We start from the raw sequence: 16,993 nt of genomic DNA, 5'->3' as shown, positions 1-16,993 counted from the left end.
CAGACCCTAATTAGATAGATATCTAATTAGAAGTTAATTATCCAACCAGAGAAATTTAATATCTTACTGCGCTTTTCAAAGCATTAGCTAAAGTCCTCTGAAGAGGACTTTAGCTATGAGACAGGGATTTACAATCCCTGGTTATTGTGCAAAATCAACTATCGAATCGGGATTGTAATTACAAACTCTGCACCCTGTCCCGGTAATGAAACGCACTGTAACGAGCCACCATGTTTTTCAGTAATAATTTGATAGCTAATGGATAATCCCATACCAGTACCTTTGCCAACAGGTTTAGTGGTGAAAAAGGGGTCAAATAGATGAGACTGGATTGCTTCTGGAATCCCTGTGCCATTATCAGTAATCTGAACAACAATATTTTCATTCACCTGCGCTGAAGAAATACGAATTATCGGTTCTGGACAAAGCCCATTTTGAAAAGCCTCTTCTAAAGCATCAATAGCATTTGCCAAGATATTCATAAATACTTGATTCAATTGTCCTGCAAAGCACTGAATTTTAGGGATTTCAGCGTACTCTTTAATCACTGTGATTTGAGGGCGATCGCTTTGGTATTTGATCCGGTGTTGTAAAATTAACAGAGTGCTGTCAATCCCTTCATGAATATCAGCAGTTTTAAACTCGGCTTCATCCAAACGAGAAAATATTCGTAAACTGAGGACAATTTCCCGGATGCGACTGGCTCCAATCTTCATGGAAGTCAACATTTTAGGCAAATCTTCTGTTAAATATTCAATATCAGCTTCTTCTTTAGCTTTTTGAATTTCTGTTTCTGGGTAGGGATAATGTTTTTGATAAAGTTGAAGTAACCATAACAACTGTTGTGTGTAATCATCGGTATGCTTAAGATTACCGTAGATAAAATTAACTGGATTGTTGATTTCATGAGCAATGCCAGCAACTAATTGCCCCAAAGAAGACATTTTTTCATTCTGGATTAATTGAGACTGGGTATGCCTGAGTTCTTGTAAAGTCTCCTTGAGAGCAATATTTTTTTGTCGTAGTGCTTGGGTTCGTTCTTCTATTTTTTCTTCTAGTGTTTGGCTGTAAAACTCTAATTTTTGTTTCGCCTCATATTGTTCTACTAATAGTCGCTTTACTTGTTGAATTAACTGGTTAAAAGCAATAGCTAAGATTCCCACCTCGTCTTGAGTCGTTACAGGAGCTTGCAGATCAAAATTAGATTCTTGGGTGACTCGTTGTGCTACTTGTGTAACAGCGTGCAGATGGCGAGTAATAGTCTGTGCAATTAAAAACCCAATAACTGCCACAATACTGCTTCCTGACAAAAACAACAATCCTAAATGCTTCCATAACTTCCATTGAGCAACTTCTAGAAGCGAGGTAGGATACAATACTGTGGTTGTTAAAGATTGACTTACTCCTCTAAATATGATGCTTTTAGCTAAATAGTTTTTGTGATCAATAGTGATTTGTCTAGCAGGTAAATTAGGATGAGGAAATTCCCAAGTTCCATCTTTGGCTATCAACAAGGTTGTTGCAACTACACGATTTTGTCTGTGGACAATCAGTTGTTTTGAGGAACCCTCGGCAATTTTTTGTATTAGGGTATCGTCTACTAAGTTACCAATGATGATTCCTCCCAAAAGTCCTGCTGATGATTTGATTCCATTTGTCACCACTTCGAGAACTTGTTGTTTGCTTTCTACATTTACCAAATCGACTAAATGCGCTCCTCTACTAGCAGTGCTAGTAACTACTTCGTCTAATAAATTGGCTTGACTTAAGGAGTTATTTCGTAAATCTACGAGGACATTGCCCTGAGTATCAATTACCTTAATCCAATCCAATTTCAAGATAGATTTCAGTGGTAGTAATACTTGCAAAAGCAAACTTTGATCGCGCTGTTCCACAGCCTGATTTAGCATATCTCGATTAGCAATCAGTTCGATTTGAGTTTCTAAGGTTTGCTGTTCATACTGAAAATCCTGATGAACTCGTTCAGCAAAACTTTCGATTTCTTGGCGGAAATTCTGCCGCAAACTATCGGTAAACCAATTTCCTAGCACTACTAAGCCCAGCATGAATACGCTCAGGCAAACTGCAAGCATCGGTAGAACAATTTTTTGGCTGAGTTTCAGCCCCCTGAAAAATCTCTGCATGGCACATTTAACAATAATTACTAATTCGTAATTCGTAATTACGAATTACGAATTACGAATTGTTCATTTATTTAGCAGGAACAAAACCATTATTTATTAGTACTTTTTCACCTTCTTTGCTCAATATAAAATCGATAAACCCCTGAGCAGGTGCGGAAGGTACTTTGTCCGAAAGAATACCTATATGACGCACCATTTGGTATTTACCATTAGCGAAGTTTTCCGATTTGGGAGCAACACCATTGAGACTGAGATGATTGACAGGTGATTTGTTGATGAGAGAATAAGCCAAAGAAAAAGTGCCGACAGAATTAGGAGTACTTTGTAAGGTTTCGATCAATTCTCCCTCTTTGCTCAAAATCACGGCTTGATTTGTAGTCTTATCTTCTCCCAAATAATGTTTTCGTAATAATTTTTTCGCTGATTCATCTTCGGGTCTATCCAATAATACAATTTTTGCGTCAGCACCACCTAATTCTTGCCAATTTGTAATGTCACCTCTGTAAATTTCTTTTAATTGCTTGGTTGAAAGGTTATTGACACCTTTGACACTGTTGTTGGTGGCGACAAGTAACAAATCTTGTGCAATTTCACGATATTGAATTTTACCGTTATCTTCTTCTGGTTTGAGTTTGTGACTGCTACCAGCGATATCAATAATATCGTTTTTTAGGGCTGCGATCACTCCTTCAGATTGGCTATTGGAGATAAACTCAATTTTGATGTTTTTATTTTGGGATTGATAAGCTTTTGCTAAGAGTTTTAAAACTGTGATTGTTGAACTAGAACCACCAATTTTGATAATTTTTTGGGATTGAGAATCAGCTTGGTTAGTAACTTGATTAGAAGTTGTTAAATCAGTCGGTTTGACTGAGTTACAACCGCACATACCAAAGAAAATGATGCCGATGATCGTTGACTGAGCAATCTTTTTCATAAGTGAGTCTTTAAATATCGAAATCCGATATTTGTCCTAAGCTTTCATAGCTTAATATTCCCGAATACTTATAAAATGTAACGGTTAAATGAAAGAATTCATCATAAATATAAATCCCCGCTTTCTTTGAGAAGTCGGGGATATGTGACTTTCATTAGCAAATATATTTTTTACTTCACAAAATTATTTTCCTAAATAAGTTTCTAAAACTTTTGGAGAACATGCCATTTTGACGCTTCCAAGTGATAATGCTGTTCAGTTGCTACCAAAGTTATTCACTAAATTTGTGTTTCTCCCTCGGTAAAAGCGGTTTGAACTTGCTCTAAATCTCTGACTGTCATCATCGACATAAAAAGCTCCCTATCCCTTCATGGGTAGAATATTCTGAATTCTGACTCCTGTTTTATTTGCCCAAATAAGCTTCTAAAACTTTGGGATTACTCTGAATCTCTGCTGGTGTACCATCAGCCAAATTCTGTCCTTCAGCAAGTACCCAAACGCGATCGCACAAGGACATAACAACATCCATATTGTGTTCGATAATCAAAAAGGTCATCCCATCTTGGCGATTCCAAGTGATAATGCGATCGCAAATATCATCAATCAATCTCGGATTTACCCCGGCTGCTGGTTCATCCAACAAAATTAACTTGGGATTAGTCATCAGCGCCCGTCCCATTTCCAGCAGTTTACGTTGTCCACCAGACAAGCAACCAGCATAATCGTGTGCTTTTTTTGCCAAGCCCACTGATTCTAATAGGTACATTGCTCGCTCTTGCAGTTGCTTTTCTTCCTTAGCGACAATGTGCGGTTGCAACTGCACTTGCCAAAAATTTTCACCCGTTTGTTTTTGCGCCGCCAGCAGCATATTTTCTAACACCGACAACCGCGAGAGAGTCCGTGCAACCTGAAAAGTGCGGATTACTCCCTGCTGGGCGATTTGATATGGTTGCAAGTTTTGAATCGGTTCACCATCAAAAATTACTCGTCCCTTATCTGGGCGGATGAAGTTTGAGAGTAAGTTAAATAAAGTAGTTTTACCAGCACCATTGGGGCCAATCAAGCCCGTAATGCTGCCTTTAGCAACTTCGATTCTCGCCTCATTAACTGCTTTGACACCACCAAAGCTTTTAGAAAGTCCAGTGGCTACCAAAAGGGGAAGTGGCGATGACTGGTTATTTACCAAGGGTAAGTTCCTCCTTTTTCCCTAAGATACCTTGAGGACGCCAAATCATCAGTACCATCAAAATTAGTCCGATTACCATGATCCGAAATGCGCCCAAACGTGCTTCATCAAGGGTAACGATTCTGGGTAAGACTTCCCGCGTTAGGGCATCGTAAGCAAAGAAAATTACCGCCCCTAAGATTGTGCCAACGTTATTGCCAGAACCACCTAAAATCACCATGATCCAAGTGTCAAAGGTGATCTGTGGTTGAAAATTATCAGGGTAAATGGCGGACAGTTGCCAAGCAAAGAAAGCACCAGCGATACCTGCGATCGCACCTCCTAACATTAATGATTGTAATTTATACCAAAAGACATTTTTTCCCAGCGCCTTGGGAATTTCTTCATCTTCACGGATAGCTTTGAGAATTCTACCCCAAGGCGATCGCACCAAAATTTCTAAGCGCCAGTATACAAATGCTAAAACCAACAGCAACACCAGCATTAAACCCGCTTTTGGGTTGTAATTATACAGTCCGATTACCCCAGAAACATAAATCGCTGCCGCCAAAGCTGCTAACACAATTCCCACAACCAAGCGGGATATAAATTCTTGTTTACTAGTTGTCCTTTTGCCTAAATCAGTAGTCCGAGATATTTGAGTGATACGAATCCATCGCCATAACGAAAAAAAAGTTACAGCAGCTAGCAGCGTTAACAAGCCAATCATCACTAATCTGACAAATAAATTTGGCTCTGTGGATAGGGGTATGGGATAACTTTGCACACCAAACGCCCCCGAAATCCAGGTGTCACCCACAGGTAATTCCTGGTTATTTACCACTAAACGAATTAATTCACCCGTACCAATGGTGACAATTCCTAGATAATCTTCCCGTAAGCGGAGAGTTGCAAAACCAATTATCAAACCCAACAAGGCGGCGACAATTGCCCCAGCCAGTGCCGATATCAGGAGGGGTACGCCCTTTAAGCTTAATAATACCGTTGTATATGCTCCCAGGGTCATGAAAGCAATATGACCAAAGTTAATTAACCCCGTAAAGCCCCACTGTAAATTGAGTCCCAGACCGAATAGAGCAAAAAGTGCTGTAGAAATTGCTAAGAAAATGAGATAGTCAACCATATTTAAGGAATGGGGAATGGGGAATGGAGAATGGGGAATGGAGAATGGGGAATGGGGAATGGTTATTTTCGCTTGTCCTCCTACTCCCTACTCCCTACTCCCCACTCCCACTCACTAAGCGAATAAATTTTAGCGTAGCTTGAGCGTAGCTAATTTTGTGGGAATACTATTTATTGTTGGTGTTTGCTGGTAGGGAATAGTTGACGTATGAATTTGCTGCGACTGAGAATGCATCACTTAATCGAGCAGTTAGCCGATGACGATTTGCAAGACATTTGGGATGTTCTCGAAGCTTTACATTGTGACTTTTATATGCTTAAAGCGATACAACAAGTTAAGCGATCGCAGCAACCGTGGGATATCTTAACCCATGAAGAAGCGGTAAGACTGTTGATGTTTTTCTGATTCAGCAGCACTCTTTTGGTGTCCCTCAAGTTTTGGTTAAGGTAACGCCTAGTGAGTCTGGAAATGCGCTATGCAAGGTCTTTTTTACTAGACCTGAAAAATTTAGAACCTGCCGCCTACGAGCGGGTGCATGATTTTGTGTTTATTGAGTTAGCCCAAAAGTGGCAACTGACTGATTTAAAAGAACTGCGACAGCTTGATGGTGAAGGCATTTTTCACCGTTTCACCCTAGACAATTACCTGATTGGTATAGAAATCAGGGGTGAAATTGTGAAATTTCTGCGTGTCATCCCTATGCCAGATGTTTAAAGTAAAGAGTCAAGCGAACACTTAAAACTGTAAACTGTATAAGGCTAGGCAGGGATCGCTATAACCTTACATTAAACTGGTTTTTGAGAAAACACTTTATTTGAGATTTCCCTATGGATGCTAGGGCACTTTGGCAACGATACCAAAACTGGTTATATTTCCACGAGGGATTGGGACTGTATTTAGACATCAGTCGAATGCGGTTCGATGATGCCTTCGTGGATTCGTTGCGGCCGAAGTTTGACAAGGCGTTTGCGGATATGGCTCAACTGGAGAAGGGTGCGATCGCAAATCCTGACGAGAACCGCATGGTTGGACACTACTGGCTGCGAAATCCTGATTTAGCGCCAGCTCCAGAACTTACACAAGAAATAGTCCAAACCCTAGAACACATCGAAGCCTTTGCGGAAAAAGTCCAAACAGGTGCTATTCATCCTCCCAGAGCAAGCCGCTTCACGGATATTATCTCCATTGGCATTGGTGGTTCCGCTCTCGGCCCCCAATTCGTCGCGGAAGCTCTCGCTCCTGATTTCCCGCCGCTGAAACTTCACTTTATCGATAACAACGATCCAGCAGGTATCGATCGCGTTATCAATCATCTACGAAATACCCTCGCCAGCACTTTGGTATTGGTGATCTCCAAATCTGGGGGAACGCCGGAACCCCGCAACGGCATGATTGAAGTTAAAAAAGCTTATGCCGGACACAATTTGGAATTTGCCCAATATGCGGTAGCAATTACCAGCGTTGATAGCAACCTCGATAAATTGGCTAAAGACGAAGGTTGGCTGGCCAGATTTCCCATGTATGACTGGGTGGGAGGACGCACCTCAGAAATGTCTGCTGTGGGGCTAGTACCAGCCGCATTGCAAGGGATTGATGTTCGCGCCATGCTAGATGGTGCAAAAGAAATGGATGACGCTACCCGCGTCCCAGATGTGAAAAATAACCCAGCAGCCTTGCTTGCTTTGTCTTGGTACTTTGCAGGTAATGGAAAGGGCGAAAAAGATATGGTTGTCCTACCTTACAAGGACAGCTTATTTTTATTCAGTCGCTATTTGCAACAGCTAGTGATGGAATCCTTGGGCAAGGAAAAAGACTTAGACGGCAAAGTTGTCCATCAAGGCATCGCCGTTTATGGCAACAAAGGCTCAACAGATCAACACGCTTACGTCCAGCAGTTGCGTGAGGGTGTAGCGAATTTCTTTGCTACTTTTATCGAAGTATTGGAAGATCGTCAAGGCCCATCCACTGAAATAGATCCGGGAGTTACATCAGGCGATTATCTTTCCGGTTTTCTCCAAGGAACCCGACAAGCGCTTTATGAAAATCACCGCGATTCTATTACAGTCACTATTCCCCAAGTTAACCCCCGAACTGTAGGGGCATTAATTGCTTTGTATGAACGCGCTGTTGGTTTATACGCTAGCTTAGTTAACGTCAACGCCTACCATCAGCCAGGGGTAGAAGCTGGCAAAAAAGCAGCCGCTTCCATTCTCGATTTGCAAACACGAGTGTTAGCAGTCTTACAAAAAGAAAAAAATCCCATTTCTCTTGAGGAACTTGCCGAAAAGGCAGGCGCATCAGAGCAAGTTGAGGAAATTTACAAAATTTTGCGTCATATCCATGCCAATCAGCGAGGTGTGGTATTGCAAGGTGATCTTCAGAAACCCGGCAATTTAACCGTTTCTGCTAGCTGATAGCTCTAGTCTAAATATCACATTTTCTCCAGAATTGTTGTATCAGCAACAATTTTTATTGTGAAGCATCCTAGATAGAAGTTTTATCTTCCGTCTAGGATGCTTCACTGTATAATTCGTAGTTCGTAATTCGTAATTCGTAATTAAGTTTTATAACTAGAGGCTTAGATCCCCGACTTCTTGAAGAAGTCGGGGATCTTTTTTTTGTTTTTTGCATTCTTCTGTAATTACGAATTACTACTTATCAGAAGGCGTTGATTAAAGTAACTCTTGGGTAGGAAACAGCGATCGGGTAAAAAAGGATTGTTGATATTTTGACATAAAAAAGTACCTGGTTTATCCCGATGACAGAATGGTGGCACAATTCCCCAGTCTTCTGCCAGCCAAATCCAGTATCCTATTTCAATTCTGCCGTAGCTTGATACTGTGAGAATCTCTCCAACGCTGTTGTTAATAGATACTAATTCGGAAGATGATTTGATTTCAGTTAAAAGCCAAGCTAACTCTTCAACAGAAAAGTAATAGCCATTTTCGGCAGCGATGTTAACGAACTGCTGCGGATCTTTCGCTATGAGCAATTCTTCTTTGAGAGATGGCGTTTTTTGTGCAAAATCAAAAAGATCCCAAATCTGTCTTCTCGTAACTAGAAACCAAGCAAGTTCTTCTGATGTCAAATTATAACCATTTTCTGTTGCTAACTTGAGAAAAGGCTCAAGGCTATCGGTTTCTGCTAGTTGACTTTTCAATAGAAAAGTTTGCTCTACTAACGACAAAAAATCAATAATCTTTTGCCATGTAACTTTGTCAAAATTTTTGTTAACTTTTATTTTTTCTTTCCAATAAATGTATTTATCTTCTTTAAGAAAGAAATTCCAAATTTGATAATACATGGGTCATTTAACCTAAGTTTTAAACTTGGTACAGGTTGGTGATTAATGAACACCAGTGTAGTAAGTATAATGTGTTTCTTCGACAGTACAAAATCTACTAACCTATGTAAATGAAGTTACACAGTGGCTAAGTATGAATTTTCTGTAAAGTTTATCACTATAAATACAATATACTGAGGGGGAATAGTGATACCTGCGGTGGTTTTTGCGATCGCTCTTTATTGCTTCCTATAAAATAAAGTTAAGGCCGAATAAGTAGGATTAATACTATGACTGAATCACCTGCAAAACAACCTGCACGTCGGGGTAGAATTTTTCCAGAACGGACTTTATCACCAGAAGAACTTGCTAAACGCAAAGCTGAAGATGAAGTATTTTATCGGCGTTGTCGGGTAATTTTTGAGCGTGTGCGTCCAGATTTGATTCAGGAACACTATGGCTGGTATATTGCAGTAGAGCCAAATAGTGGTGATTACTTAATTGATGCAGATAAAATGCAAGCTCATAAAAAAGCGCTTGAAAAATACCCAAATAGTAGACATTGTGTATTCTGCCTAAATGAGACGGGAACAACTGGCACAATATGATTGAGGGTAACTTTGGGGATAATGGGCAACTATTTTTTGAAATTGATTTGATTACATCTGATGGATTAAACTTGCCTGTGGATGCCATGTTAGATACTGGTTTCACAGGCTTTCTAGCTATTAATAAACAAGATTTAGAATCTCTTGATTGGGCTTACATTGGTGAAGAACCTTTGCGAACTGCTAAGGGAGAATCAAGATTTGATATTTATTTAGGTACGGTGATATTAAACGAATATGAGTATGAAATTAATGTTTATGTGGGTGATGAAATTACAGAAGTATTGTTAGGTTCCGAGTGGCTAAAAATTCTGCCGTTAGTAGTGAATTATCAAGCTGGTATATTAACTTTGGGGTAACTGCGATCGCTCTTAAAATTAACTTACTTTAGTTTTTTTTATAACAAGGTTAAAGCTCTCAATAAACTGGAAATATAAATCATGAATATTCAAATTGAACCTGAACTAGAGCAAATTATCCAAGCCCAAATTGCTACAGGTAGATACGCAAATCCTGAAGAAGTTATTAGTAAAGCGTTGAAGTTGCTATTATAGTGGGAAAAAGTTTATCAGCAGTGGGTTCAAGAAACACGGGAAAAGTTGAGGTTGCTATTGATCATCTGGATAGAGGGGAAGGTATTGATGGGGAAGTTGTAGTTGAACAATTGCGAGATAAATAGCGAATTGCTCAATCACCTACAAAGTAAAATCAATGGCACTTCAGTTATTTTGAAATGAACTGCAAAGGCGCAGAGAACACAGAGGTAAAAAAAAGAGATATATTTTGCTACTTTTAGTTAATAGGTAAATCGCGGAGAAAGTAAAAGCGATCGCTATTCCAATCACTACTTTTTATTCGCCCTAAGTAACCTGTTAGGGGTGAAGATAGTTCAATCAAAATTTCGTATAGTTCTTTATTTTTCAAAGACTCAGGTGGACTATCATAAATATATGCTACATGAAGGGCATCAACTCCAACATTTACATCACCTGTTTTTTCTAGATGCTTTTTGACAAGCTGGATAATGTGCGAGCGCAATTTAATCTCTCCCTCAGCTTTATCAATATATTCCTCAATTTTATAGTCAATTTGCCCAGGTTCTAGATATTGCCGTAATTCGACTAAATTAATAGCACCTGGATATTTTGCTTTGAATTCAACTAGCTTTTGTAGAGTCATTACATTTATGATACTGATTTTCGATACTTCAGCAGATTCTTTCAAATTTTTAGTCGGTTTACCTGGGCCAATAATCAACCTTACAGCTTGAAGATAATTTTCTTTTAGATACCTTTTGCCAATCCTATCTAATTCTTCTACTGCACGATCTGGAATGCTTTTACCTGCTTTACATTCGCAAACAAGAGGATAAGGTTGTGAGCAAAATAAGTCTAAGCCACCTGCACCACCTTTGTAGTTTTCTTCAACTTTGAATCCTAAGAAATCAAGGCTACAACGTGCGATATTTTCAAAGTCTGTACCAGCTTGGTAGTTGCTTTTACCCTCATCTTTTTCGATACTGCGATCGCCCAATTTTGCAATATCATTTATCCAAGCTAAATTTGGATCGGGTTGCTTAATTAGCTTGTCAGTACTCCAACCCAAAAATGCTTTGATATCGTTGTCTAATTCTTTCGCTGCTGGTTGGCTAATGGTTAGGGATGCGATCGCACTCTGCAATTCCTCCAATTCTTGATGTAGCGGGGGTTCTAGCTTTTCTAATTGGCGTTTGCGTTGGGTGAAGGTGCGATCGTTTATTACGGGTTGGGCTTCAGAAACCGTTAGAGAATTAGGTAAACTAACAAATTTTCCTAGCTTTTCCTGAATATTGGGATTGACCGATATTTCTTGTAACTCAGATAACTGATAGACACGCAAGTAAGCCAGGAAAAGATATTGTTGTTTTTGTAGTATTTCCTTTAATACTTTTGGTGTCCATATTGTTAATTTAGACAAAATATCTAATGGCTTAGTCTCGTCTAAAATTTGGCAAAGTTCACATTTAGCCCAAGCTTTAATTGAAGCTGAAGAACCAGCAGGATAAAGTACAAATCTCTGCCCAGGACGAATAAACATCTTGGGTAAAGCTACAATTGATCGCCCCTGTATTAAAGGTTCAATATCAGGGACAGATAGACACAGTGCTGTTGCAATTGAAAACTGCTGATTCATTTCTAATTAGCTATAGATTTAGTTCGATGTAATCGGCAGTAGCAACATTTTGAGGAATACTAATAGGTAATCCATCATCAGTTAAATTAGTAGGTTCTTGACCCGAAGGATCGCTGAGAATTTCTCGAATCAAAGGATTGTTGATTGCTAATTGCTTTTGCTCGATAAAATCAGAAATATGTTCTTCTGTTAGTTCGTAACTTTCACGATTATAGTAAACGAATAATATCGCCAACAGAGGTTTAATATCTTGGCTTTGCAAACCTACCCACTCCCCACCCTTTTGTTTTAAAAGTATTCTCAAATTCTCTCTAGCTTGTGTCGCAGTTGAATTAATTTTCTTTGAACGTATCAAGCAACCGCGAGTTAGATTAAATGTTCTGTAATCAATTAGTCGTTTTAAGGCAGCACCTATAACATTGTAGTCTTGCTGAACTACATCTACTCCAATCCTTACTTTTTTCTTATTGCCGATAATCTTGAAGTCCATAAAGCCATTATTTGCTGCACTAGGCTCTACTTCTTCAATTGATTCGATTTTTACTCCCTCTACAGTTTTACCTATTAAATTATTGAAAGCAAGCAAAAGAGCATCAGTAATTGTTGCTTCTTCTTCCATTAATGAATCAATAGAAGCTTCTACATTTGCTAACTCACTATTGAAGTATGGTTTAACTGGATGGATTGTTGTAGATGTCCATGTAGTTGTTGACTCTGTAGCACTTGTGGTTGAATTTGTAGAATCATCAATAATAGGCTCATTAGGTACGAAATTCTCTGCACACCATTTTAAAACTGACCTAACTGTAGGTCTACTTTTACCAAGCTCTCTGAGTTTTGTTTCATCAAATGGATAGAGAGGATGAGGCGGAATTTGTTGATGTTCCTTATAAAAATCTTGTAACCATTGACTAACTAAAGCAACGATATCATCAGAATTAAGAAAGTTTAATTTTATAGGCTGTCTGTCAGCTTGATCGCTGACTAATCTATCTATAACTGCTTCAGCTTCCGGTAAAGCCTTGATTTGGTCTTCCCAGGTACGAGGATACATTGCTAACAGTAGAACACCTTGTTTAAGACTGTTATATAAATCCTTAACTAAGCTTGCAATAACTTGTGCTGCTAAAAATCCATTATCAGCAGCATCCACAATATCTAATTCGTCAAAACAAATCACTGGAACTCGATAATTACTTGTAATATCTAGAATTTGACGAACAGTGCTTAATGCTTGAGCTTCTCTATCCTCGCTTTTAGGATTTGGCAACCCCATTTCTTCAGCTTGTGTTTGTGTTAATTCCAAACCAGATAGCCAGTAGGTTGCAAAATTAGCGTGGACTGTAGAGAGTGTCCATAAAATTGCTTTCACTATGTAAGGGTTGGTTATTTCAGGCTTGACTTGCAAAACCATTTCTGTCAAATGATCTATCGCCTTAGTTGAGTGTTTACTTAACCAACTTGGATACATACTAATATACTGTTGTGGCGTATAGTTCCATTGCTTTGCTTCGTTAATTAAAGCTGCCGCGACCTCTTGCCATTGCATTAACTTTTGACTACCAAATGCTCTAAGGCTAGAGGCAACTGTTTGGAGAAATTGATACTTAATTTGATTCAGATTATCATACTTGCTCATATAGATAAACAAGCTACCATCTTCTGTCTGTAATTGATGGCGAATCCTACTAATAATATGGCTTTTGCCTAATCCTTTTTCTGCTGTAATTGTGATGCCTACAGTTTCACGTTTTCCTTTACGGACTTTATCAACAGCATCAAAAACTGCGTTGGATGCATGAGCATTAATTGAAGGAACATCAGGAAAACTTTTACCCCATATTTGTTGTGGTCTGACCACAATATGTCCTGCAAAAGGGTTTTGATTTCTAATCAGATCATCAATGGTAGATGTGGTAACAGTCATAGTGTTGTGAACTTGTTAATGTGTGAAGAGTCAAATAAGGTTTAAGGTTTCAGGCGTGTGGCGTAGCAACGTAATCCATCTAATTCTGTAGCTACCGAATCTTCAATTTTGTCGGGTGCGCTGTCTTCTACACTCCCGCCTTGCAGTTGCAAAATGTCATCGGCTTGGATTTCTAGCAGCCAATCATTAAACTCTGTACGACTCACGCGATCGCCAATTCCTCTTCTAATGCGATAAATTGGCACTAGATTATTAAAGTTGTACTCATAGTTCAACTTGTCGTAGATTTCCAACGCCACCGACTTAAACTCGTCGTAAGATGCGATTCCTTTGGAAAGCTTCGCTAACGCACTCTTCCCATTAACTGGTACATCTGCACTAGTTACCGCAACATCTATCTGACTAATCCACCGCAACAACGCATTCGCCGCCCAAGTACCGACAATCGTCCCTTCAAACTTAAACTCGCCACTCCTCAAACCCTCACTCAACACCTCTAAACCCTTGCCAGATGTCAGAGAATATCCCTTTTTGGAGATTGCGATCGCACCCTGATTCTGCAATTCCTCAAATAAACCCTGATAATCTGCGACCTTCTGACTTTTAGATACAATTCGCTTAGTGAGTTGACCCTTCTTAACTTCTTGCTGCGTTCCTCCCAAATCCCACAAAGCCAAAAGGAGACGAGTGCTAGTTTGGGCTGTATTTTTTGATGTCATATTGAGTGTATTTTTTGACAAAGATCATCATAGTAGCTGTATCTTTGTAAATTATTTATTCAGAAAAAATAACCGAGAAATTGCTGAATATTTCAGCGTTTCAGCCAAATAGATTCAGAAAAAATCAATAAGATATTTCCTTGGGATGAATGCTGTTTCTCTCAAAGGCGGGATGGAATACTTGAGAAAATCGATCATCATTACAAATGAAACGCTCTAGCTGTGCAGTTGTAAATTTAGTGGTATATGTTTTTTCAATTCGAGGCGAAATAACAGAAATTCCAACTTTGTTTTTGCAACAGCAAAGCTTTTAGAAAATACAGGTGATGACAAAATCCGATGAACACAATATTTAAAGAACGTAAAATAGTTTCGCGTCTATTTGCAGTGCTGCTTTCGGCATTACTAATGGTACCCTTGCTGAGTAGCTGCGGAGGCGGTTCGCAAAAAGCTTCAGTTCCACCACCTGTTGATGACACCATTGGTAGAACAGTGAGCGATCGCACCACAAACCAACCCGAAGTTAAGAAGGGAATGGGTACAGGACAAAAAGTGGCAATATTGGCTGGAGCAGCCGCACTTTACTACATGTACAACCAACATAAAAATGCTCCCCAAGAAGGAGCAGAGGGTAAGTACTATCTTTCCAAGAACGGGCGTGTATACTACCGCGATGCTGAACATCGCGCTCACTGGGTAACTCCACCAGCAGAAGGAATTCGAGTACCCGAATCTGAGGCACAAAAGTATCAGCAATTCCAAGGCTATAACCGGAGTGCTACAGGTCGCGATCTCACTGGCATAACTGCATCCGCAGCACCAGCACTCTAGATAGCGAAGCGTGTGTAAAGAAGAAAGCGGGTTTCCCGGAGGATAACGCCGATCGCGCACGTGGGAGACACGAAACTAAATCAGGAGAAGGATTATGGTAAATTACTTTTTGCGAAAGGCGAAAGATTTCCTCTTGGGATCGAACAGCGATCAAGCTGAAAATACAGAATTCCGCGATCGCAATGTTCGTCCAGCCAGCGAAGACCCTTATGGTGATCCCGCAGATCCGGCATCTTACGGCAAAGTTCGCCCAGCTAGTGAAGACCCTTATGGCGACCCCGCAGATCCAGCATCTTACGGCAAAGTTCGCCCAGCCAGTGAAGACCCTTACGGCGATCCCGCAGACAAAGGCGAGTTTGGTAACGTCCGTCCAGCCAGCGAAGACCCCTATGGCGACCCCGCAGATCAGGATTCCCGCCGTTAACTATAACGCCAAATCTAACCCCCAAACCCTTCCCTACTAGGAAATGGGGGCAATTCCAAGCCTCTCACTTTTATTTAGGCGAGAGGTTTTCTCAATTTGATTTGTAAGGTGAGAAATTAGTCAGATATTGAGTCAGAGACTCAATGAATGCATTCCCAGTCTTAGACTGGGAACGAGGAAATGCTTATCAAGCTAGGTTTTTAGGACTTGTGTGTACACCGTAGGACTTGACTGCTGGGGAATTCTGAATTCTGAATTCTGACTCCCTCTCATGAATTAATTATTTATTTCCTGCGATCGCTGAATATTTTGACGCACAGATCGAGCCGAAGTATGTAAACCCTCTCTTTCTTCATCAGTCAGCGTCAATTCCAAAATACTCTCAATCCCACCGCATCCCAACCGACAGGGAACACCAATCACAACATCTTCTAAACCGTATTCACCTTGCAGATATGTTGCTACGGGTAACAACCGCGACTGATTTAGCAAAATCGATTCTACCATCACACTAGTAGCCGATGCCGGAGCAAAAAAAGCGCCTCCCGTCTGCATCAATTCCACAATTTCTGCGCCACCGTTGCGAGTTCTTTCTACCAAGCGTTCAATTGTGGCTGCATCCAGCAATTCAGTGATGGGAATGCCATTAACGGTAGCGTAACGAGACAAGGGAACCATTAAATCGCCGTGGCTACCCAATACCATCGCTTTGACATCGGCGGGTAAAACGCCCAATTCTAGGGCAATGAAAGTTTCAAAACGGGCGGAATCTAATACACCAGCCATACCCATAATGCGATCGCGTGGTAAACCTGTTGCTTGCCAAGCTAAATAAGTCATCACATCCAACGGATTGGTGACGACAATAAAAATAGCATTAGGAGAATGAGCGATCGCATTCTTTGCCGCTTCCACTACAATCTTGGCATTGGTTTTCAGCAAATCATCCCGACTCATCCCCGGTTTGCGGGGAAGTCCGGCGGTAATTACCACAATTTGAGAACCAGCTGTATCAGCATAATTATTTGTGCCGATAATCTGGCGATTATGTATTTCAATTCCCCTGGCTTCCATCAAATCCAGCGCCAAACCTTGAGGCATTCCCGCAATAATATCTAGTAAAACTACATCTGCCAGGTTTTTCTCTGCAACCCGTTGAGCTAAAGTACTGCCAACCCTACCCGCACCCACGATGGTTACACGGGGTAAATTACAGACAATTGGGGAGTTAGGAGAAGAAGACATAAATTTTAAAATGCGATTTTATCAACAAGAATCCAGGAGTCAGAATCAATGCTGAATGCTGAATTCTGACTCCTGAATTCTTTTTTATTATTTAAACTCTTCTAGTTGATCCACACGTAACCAAACATTTGGTGTTGGCACTTTTCCAAACTTAATCAGGGCGTAATCACCTTTGACATCTACAATTTCGCCCTTGGTTTCAAACAAATAAGAAGGAAAGCGACTATCACTGGCTTTTGCTTCCAGACTGTTTTCCAGTTTTTCGCGGATAGCGCGAACCATATCTCCCTTTTTGACTGCCATGAGTTCCTCTCTCAAATTTGTAACTGTTTTTCTCTATCTGCATTTTAAGAGAGTTCCAAGTTAGAAGTAAAAACTCCTAACTCTTGTAAAG

At 40.2% G+C, this 16,993-nt stretch carries 17 protein-coding genes and 1 pseudogene; 8 read left to right on the top strand and 10 right to left on the bottom strand.

Going from position 1 to position 16,993, the window contains the following annotated elements; all coding sequences use genetic code 11:
- Nucleotides 1-158: 158 nt before the first annotated feature.
- The 4 genes from ACWATR_RS10795 to ACWATR_RS10780 all read right to left on the bottom strand — a co-directional run bounded on the left by ACWATR_RS10795 (nt 159) and on the right by ACWATR_RS10780 (nt 5,390).
- Nucleotides 159-2,144, bottom strand: coding sequence for a sensor histidine kinase (locus ACWATR_RS10795; RefSeq protein ID WP_460332143.1), 1,986 nt, complete (start codon nt 2,142-2,144; stop codon nt 159-161).
- Between the two features lie 67 nt (nt 2,145-2,211).
- The gene (locus ACWATR_RS10790) at nt 2,212-3,081 is read right to left on the bottom strand and encodes a substrate-binding domain-containing protein (protein ID WP_460332141.1); all 870 of its coding nucleotides are present in this window, start codon (nt 3,079-3,081) and stop codon (nt 2,212-2,214) included.
- A gap of 403 nt (nt 3,082-3,484) precedes the next feature.
- On the bottom strand, nt 3,485-4,267 hold the full coding sequence (locus ACWATR_RS10785) for an ABC transporter ATP-binding protein (protein WP_460332139.1): 783 nt from the start codon (nt 4,265-4,267) through the stop codon (nt 3,485-3,487).
- Nucleotides 4,257-5,390, bottom strand: coding sequence for a branched-chain amino acid ABC transporter permease (locus ACWATR_RS10780; protein ID WP_460332137.1), 1,134 nt, complete (start codon nt 5,388-5,390; stop codon nt 4,257-4,259). Before ACWATR_RS10780 ends, ACWATR_RS10785 begins: the two co-directional genes overlap by 11 nt.
- A 207-nt stretch (nt 5,391-5,597) precedes the next feature.
- On the opposite strand from ACWATR_RS10780, the gene ACWATR_RS10775 reads away from it, so the two are divergent.
- The 3 genes from ACWATR_RS10775 to ACWATR_RS10765 all read left to right on the top strand — a co-directional run bounded on the left by ACWATR_RS10775 (nt 5,598) and on the right by ACWATR_RS10765 (nt 7,804).
- Complete coding sequence (locus ACWATR_RS10775; protein ID WP_069073153.1) at nt 5,598-5,795, top strand: hypothetical protein; 198 nt, start codon at nt 5,598-5,600, stop codon at nt 5,793-5,795.
- A gap of 51 nt (nt 5,796-5,846) precedes the next feature.
- Nucleotides 5,847-6,104: a cytotoxic translational repressor of toxin-antitoxin stability system gene (locus tag ACWATR_RS10770; RefSeq protein ID WP_069073154.1), complete on the top strand. Its 258-nt coding sequence runs from the start codon at nt 5,847-5,849 to the stop codon at nt 6,102-6,104.
- A gap of 113 nt (nt 6,105-6,217) precedes the next feature.
- Nucleotides 6,218-7,804, top strand: coding sequence for a glucose-6-phosphate isomerase (locus ACWATR_RS10765; protein WP_460332135.1), 1,587 nt, complete (start codon nt 6,218-6,220; stop codon nt 7,802-7,804).
- A gap of 227 nt (nt 7,805-8,031) precedes the next feature.
- Here ACWATR_RS10765 and ACWATR_RS10760 read toward each other — a convergent pair whose 3' ends face one another.
- The gene (locus ACWATR_RS10760; RefSeq protein ID WP_460332133.1) at nt 8,032-8,694 is read right to left on the bottom strand and encodes a Nif11-like leader peptide family natural product precursor; all 663 of its coding nucleotides are present in this window, start codon (nt 8,692-8,694) and stop codon (nt 8,032-8,034) included.
- 269 nt (nt 8,695-8,963) lie between these two features.
- On the opposite strand from ACWATR_RS10760, the gene ACWATR_RS10755 reads away from it, so the two are divergent.
- The 3 genes and pseudogenes from ACWATR_RS10755 to ACWATR_RS10745 all read left to right on the top strand — a co-directional run bounded on the left by ACWATR_RS10755 (nt 8,964) and on the right by ACWATR_RS10745 (nt 9,960).
- Nucleotides 8,964-9,281: a hypothetical protein gene (locus ACWATR_RS10755; protein WP_460332131.1), complete on the top strand. Its 318-nt coding sequence runs from the start codon at nt 8,964-8,966 to the stop codon at nt 9,279-9,281.
- Entirely contained in the window at nt 9,278-9,640 is a 363-nt protein-coding gene (locus tag ACWATR_RS10750; protein WP_460332129.1) for an aspartyl protease, read from the top strand. Before ACWATR_RS10755 ends, ACWATR_RS10750 begins: the two co-directional genes overlap by 4 nt.
- Nucleotides 9,641-9,721: 81 nt before the next feature.
- Nucleotides 9,722-9,960: pseudogene (locus ACWATR_RS10745) on the top strand (ribbon-helix-helix domain-containing protein).
- Between the two features lie 113 nt (nt 9,961-10,073).
- Here the strand turns inward: ACWATR_RS10745 and ACWATR_RS10740 are convergent.
- Genes ACWATR_RS10740 through ACWATR_RS10730 form a run of 3 tightly spaced genes read right to left on the bottom strand, consistent with a single transcriptional unit; the run spans nt 10,074 to nt 14,099 of the window.
- A complete protein-coding gene (locus ACWATR_RS10740) occupies nt 10,074-11,453 on the bottom strand; it encodes a DUF1802 family protein (protein WP_460332127.1) in 1,380 nt (459 codons plus the stop codon).
- Nucleotides 11,454-11,463: 10 nt separating this feature from the next.
- On the bottom strand, nt 11,464-13,380 hold the full coding sequence (locus tag ACWATR_RS10735; protein WP_460332125.1) for a hypothetical protein: 1,917 nt from the start codon (nt 13,378-13,380) through the stop codon (nt 11,464-11,466).
- A gap of 41 nt (nt 13,381-13,421) precedes the next feature.
- Nucleotides 13,422-14,099, bottom strand: a complete 678-nt coding sequence (locus ACWATR_RS10730) for a hypothetical protein (RefSeq protein ID WP_460332123.1) — start codon at nt 14,097-14,099, stop codon at nt 13,422-13,424.
- 339 nt (nt 14,100-14,438) lie between these two features.
- On the opposite strand from ACWATR_RS10730, the gene ACWATR_RS10725 reads away from it, so the two are divergent.
- On the top strand, nt 14,439-14,930 hold the full coding sequence (locus ACWATR_RS10725) for a hypothetical protein (protein ID WP_460332121.1): 492 nt from the start codon (nt 14,439-14,441) through the stop codon (nt 14,928-14,930).
- A gap of 94 nt (nt 14,931-15,024) precedes the next feature.
- Complete coding sequence (locus tag ACWATR_RS10720; protein ID WP_069073165.1) at nt 15,025-15,354, top strand: translation initiation factor; 330 nt, start codon at nt 15,025-15,027, stop codon at nt 15,352-15,354.
- Nucleotides 15,355-15,630: 276 nt separating this feature from the next.
- Here ACWATR_RS10720 and mdh read toward each other — a convergent pair whose 3' ends face one another.
- Nucleotides 15,631-16,599 carry a malate dehydrogenase gene (mdh, locus tag ACWATR_RS10715; RefSeq protein WP_460332119.1) on the bottom strand — a complete coding sequence of 323 codons (969 nt, stop codon included), beginning with the start codon at nt 16,597-16,599 and terminating at the stop codon, nt 15,631-15,633.
- Nucleotides 16,600-16,686: 87 nt separating this feature from the next.
- On the bottom strand, nt 16,687-16,902 hold the full coding sequence (gene ndhO, locus ACWATR_RS10710) for an NAD(P)H-quinone oxidoreductase subunit O (RefSeq protein ID WP_069073167.1): 216 nt from the start codon (nt 16,900-16,902) through the stop codon (nt 16,687-16,689).
- Nucleotides 16,903-16,993 lie beyond the last annotated feature (91 nt).

It is taken from the genome of Nostoc sp. UIC 10890, from assembly GCF_054786515.1.
Note: the sequence above shows the minus strand (reverse complement) of the source record. Positions and strands in the feature narration are given on the sequence as shown.